The organism is Microcystis sp. M20BS1 (assembly GCF_020245305.1).
Classification (GTDB): domain Bacteria; phylum Cyanobacteriota; class Cyanobacteriia; order Cyanobacteriales; family Microcystaceae; genus Microcystis; species Microcystis ichthyoblabe_A.
Window position 1 is genome coordinate 1 of record NZ_JADBUZ010000009.1, and the last position, 3,935, is coordinate 3,935.

Sequence of the window (3,935 nt, forward strand, 5' to 3'; positions counted from 1 at the left end):
AATCGCTTCAGCGCACTCCTCGCGGGGCGAGTTTCAATCCCTAGTAGGGTTTAAGATTAATTGGAACAAGTTTAACCTGAATATGCAATCCCGACTGACTCAAGTTTCAATCCCTAGTAGGGTTTAAGATTAATTGGAACTCACCAAAAAGCTTTTGAGGCTATTTTAAAAAATGATAGTTTCAATCCCTAGTAGGGTTTAAGATTAATTGGAACGAATCGATCGCACCTTTAAATGTTTGCAGTTCATCAGGTTTCAATCCCTAGTAGGGTTTAAGATTAATTGGAACGCCACATACCAAGTGGGTACGCCAGCCACGGGCGGCGTTTCAATCCCTAGTAGGGTTTAAGATTAATTGGAACCCAGAATTTGAAGGAAGCCCAACAGCTACTAATGCAGTTTCAATCCCTAGTAGGGTTTAAGATTAATTGGAACATGCTCTAGAGAAATCGCCAAGCGGGTTGGGAAGGAAACGACGGGTTTTTGTTTCAATCCCTAGTAGGGTTTAAGATTAATTGGAACTAGAAGAAATTAAGGCAAAAGCTAATTTTGACCCCGAGTTTCAATCCCTAGTAGGGTTTAAGATTAATTGGAACAAAGGGGGATAATCAGGGGAATATATTGATAATGAGTTTCAATCCCTAGTAGGGTTTAAGATTAATTGGAACCGCCCAGTGGTAAAAGCTATACGCTATGGGATTTTCAAGGTTCGTATGCGCCGCACCCGCAATAAACCAATCATACAGCAAGTGACCCAGTTCTTCAAGACCCCGCAAAACCTTACGGGATAAGGTGCGCCCCGCGTTGGAAAGGAAAATCATCTCGAATCTATATTGCATAAGCTTTCCAGCCACCAGATAATAGTTAAGGATTTTTACAGCTACCCGGAAGCGCAACCGAGCTAAACAAAAAAAATTGTATTATCCCGGGGTAACTCACCACCGATACGTTCCACTTTACCCCGACAACAGGCGCAGAGAAAATAAAAGCGGATGCTATCGGTATCGGGTTTGATCAACTTACTCAAGCGCCCGCGCAGCTTAGCGTACTGGGTATCGGTTAGATCGCACTCAAAAACACTATACTGCACCCGTTGGCCGTAGGACTTTAACGTATTGTGAATTTTGGTTCGTCGCTTATCGTCGGAAATATCGTAACTGACAACAAAATACATGATCGCCTCTATCTACTTTAAAATCAAGGGTGGATACTTATCCGTCTCGTCCATGAGATATTTCGCCATTAGTCGGGCCTGAATCTCGAAAGCTTCTTGATAAGTACACTGTTTACCCATTACCGGATGCTTAAACTTCGATTGTTTCTTCTGTTCGTACAAGCGCAGGAAAATCTGTAACCCTTCCCTCGTCAAGGAAACCGCACCACTTAAGGGTTCAGTGGTGAAATGTTCGGGGGTAAGATAAGGATGATTGATCCCGTTGAGAACCACGGCATCAACGACGATCGCTCTAAATTCTTCCATCAGATCTAGTGCCAGCGAGGGGCGACCGTAGCGTTGATAGTGAAGATAACCGAGATAGGGGTCAAAACCGACCAAATTGATCGCACTCTGCACGTCATGGCGCAATAACGCATAACCCAGACTCAAAAGAGAATTGACCGGATCTCGCGGGGGGCGACGGTTACGCGAGGTAAAGGTAAAAGTATCACCGAGAATTAGGGAATCAAAACAACTGAAATAGGCTGCGCTTCCCGCTCCCTCTAACCCCCGGAGAGAATCGATCGCCGAGGTTGTTTCGATCGAGCCGATCGCTGCTTCCAAACAAGCGATCGCCGTTTGTAAATCCAACTCCTTTCGATCGCGTTGACGACGGAGTAGAATGTTGCGGTAATTCTTCAGCTTGCCGCGGACGAATCCCCGCACTAAATGAATGGCTTTCGGGGAATCGCCGGCGGCCTGCCATTGCGCTCGACGAACGAAAATATTTTTGGTCATCTCTGGTTCCAATCTACCGAGATAGCGTCCGGTGGATGTGACGAAACTGAGCGGAATATGACGTTCCAACAATTCGATCACCAATGCGGGAGAAACTGAACCCCGTCCGAAAATCACCACTCCTTCCACGTTCAATAGAGGTACATCGAGGATCGTTTCTTTGGATGCTTTAACCGTTAAACGCTCGTCATTTTTGCCGAGAAATGCGTCTTCTCTTGTCACATATACCGTTCCCATATTTTTTAGTCTTCCTCTCGATATCGTTGGACTTTTTCGGTTAATCGGGGCAAGCAGCGATCGAACAAACTGCATCCCTTGCAGCGGGGTGAATAGACCGCCGGGGGCATTTTTCCCGTCTGGATCAGGGTTTCAACTGCTCGGATCGTAGCGATCGCCCGTTGCCGTAGAGCAAGATCGATCGCCACCGGTTGACGCTGGTGAGAACTGGCATAGTAGATATAGCCAGTATCTAGCCTTTTTCCCGTCATTTCTTCCAAACACAGAGCTTGAGCGCACACCTGCAACTCGTCGTTATCCCATTCGCCTTTACTGCCCCGTTTGTATTCCACGGGGATAAATTCGCCATCCTGGGACTCGATCAGATCGGCCTTACCGATGAGACGGTAATTGTCTGATTTAAGCCAGATCGCCCGAATTTGCCATATTTCCTCGCGGTTTGCCGCCCCGACGGTGTGAACTCGCTCGTGTAAATTTGTTCCCTCGATCGTATAGCTATTATCGAGAAATTCCCCGGCGACGAACATTCTCCAACAACGGTGGGGACAGTAGGCGTAATGGTTGAGAGCGGCGATCGGTATGTAATCAGATTCATCCATGGCTATCTTTTCTCCTTAGCAATTCTGCGAGTCATCCCCATCCCCATGGTGGTTTTCCGTCCCACTCCCGCGTAGAGGGCAAAATCCGCCAGTACATTAATCGCTTTAATCTTTGCGGGTTCCACCTCTCCCAAAAGACGATAGTGAATCTCGCCCACACAACCGATCAACTGGTTTTTATAGGCCTCATCGGCTAATTTCGTTTGAATATCGAAGAAACTGGGAAAAATCGACTCTAGGGCAATAGAATCGAAGGGGATAGCGCTATAGCGATTCCAACGATTGAGAAGGCTATTAAACACCAGTTCCCGCGTCGGTAAGGCACTATCGAATTTTCCCTGCCGGAAGGTGACGGGGGTGGCGAAAAGGAAATCAAATTCCCGATTCGTTTCCGAGGCGTTTTCATACAGGTATTGATAAGTACAAGAGTTCGCCCAGGGTTGAACCGATTGCGGGGTGGCGAGGACGCTAGTGATAACCAGATCGGCGGAACCGAGATGCCAGGGGTGTTTTGGATTGAGATTCAACCAGAGCGAGGTTAATTTACCGAATAATCGGTCATCGAGCAGAGAAATCCGCCACCAGCAGGGAGTTTCGGGGGCGATTGGCCGTTCGTGTCGCCACTGCGGGGAATTTATTGTTATTTTCCCCCGCGATTGAATCTGTAGTGGCGATAAGGTGAAGGCTTTATCTGCCTCGGCTGTGTGTAGAATTTTCCCTAATTCCTGATCAACACTACTGACAAGGGTAAGGAATAGCGCGTGAAGGTGTCGTCCGGTGAGAAAATTCGGATAGATCGGCGATCGGGGTGTGAGATTGAGAACGAGACTGTAGGGCATTAACTTAATCGGGCCTTGGCAAAAATTTGTCTGGGGGTTAGGGTTAAATCGGGGAGGAGAATATCGCTAATCTCGTCATCGCCTTTTTTAATCGCCGGGGGTGCGTCGGGATAGAAAATTGTGATCTGCTTGGCCCGGGGATCGACGATCCAGACGCGACTGACTCCCGCTTTTAGGTAGTCCACGGCTTTTTCGCGCCGGCTGCTGAAGGATTGTTCCGGAGAAATAATTTCGATGACTAATTCCGGGGGAACGGGACAAGCTTCATCGGTGAGGGGAATATCTCCTAACCTTTCCGGGGAAATG

General features: G+C 47.7%; 5 protein-coding genes and 1 CRISPR repeat array. All 5 genes read right to left on the reverse strand.

Translation table 11 applies throughout. The features are described from left to right. The first annotated feature begins 30 nt into the window (after positions 1–30). A CRISPR array of direct repeats spans positions 31–668; the repeat unit is 37 nt; unit sequence GTTTCAATCCCTAGTAGGGTTTAAGATTAATTGGAAC. Between the two features lie 233 nt (positions 669–901). Then, a complete protein-coding gene (gene cas2 / locus IM507_RS00850; RefSeq protein ID WP_002742874.1) occupies positions 902–1,174 on the reverse strand; it encodes a CRISPR-associated endonuclease Cas2 in 273 nt (90 codons plus the stop codon). A gap of 12 nt (positions 1,175–1,186) precedes the next feature. After that, positions 1,187–2,191, reverse strand: a complete 1,005-nt coding sequence (cas1d, locus tag IM507_RS00855; protein WP_287636334.1) for a type I-D CRISPR-associated endonuclease Cas1d — start codon at positions 2,189–2,191, stop codon at positions 1,187–1,189. A gap of 5 nt (positions 2,192–2,196) precedes the next feature. Continuing rightward, the gene (gene cas4, locus IM507_RS00860) at positions 2,197–2,790 is read right to left on the reverse strand and encodes a CRISPR-associated protein Cas4 (RefSeq protein WP_069474919.1); all 594 of its coding nucleotides are present in this window, start codon (positions 2,788–2,790) and stop codon (positions 2,197–2,199) included. A 2-nt stretch (positions 2,791–2,792) separates the two neighbouring features. After that, positions 2,793–3,629 carry a CRISPR-associated endoribonuclease Cas6 gene (gene cas6, locus IM507_RS00865; protein WP_287636336.1) on the reverse strand — a complete coding sequence of 279 codons (837 nt, stop codon included), beginning with the start codon at positions 3,627–3,629 and terminating at the stop codon, positions 2,793–2,795. Next, a partial coding sequence (locus IM507_RS00870) for a Uma2 family endonuclease (protein WP_287636337.1) occupies positions 3,629–3,935 on the reverse strand: 307 nt, incomplete at its 5' end. The genes cas6 and IM507_RS00870, both read right to left, overlap by 1 nt.

Bases quoted from the DNA above. Each gene is read 5' to 3' on its own strand.
- cas4 (WP_069474919.1), bottom strand. From the start codon at position 2,790: ATGGATGAATCTGATTACATACCGATCGCCGCTCTCAACCATTACGCC.
- cas1d (WP_287636334.1), bottom strand. From the start codon at position 2,191: ATGGGAACGGTATATGTGACAAGAGAAGACGCATTTCTCGGCAAAAAT.
- cas2 (WP_002742874.1), bottom strand. From the start codon at position 1,174: ATGTATTTTGTTGTCAGTTACGATATTTCCGACGATAAGCGACGAACC.
- cas6 (WP_287636336.1), bottom strand. From the start codon at position 3,629: ATGCCCTACAGTCTCGTTCTCAATCTCACACCCCGATCGCCGATCTAT.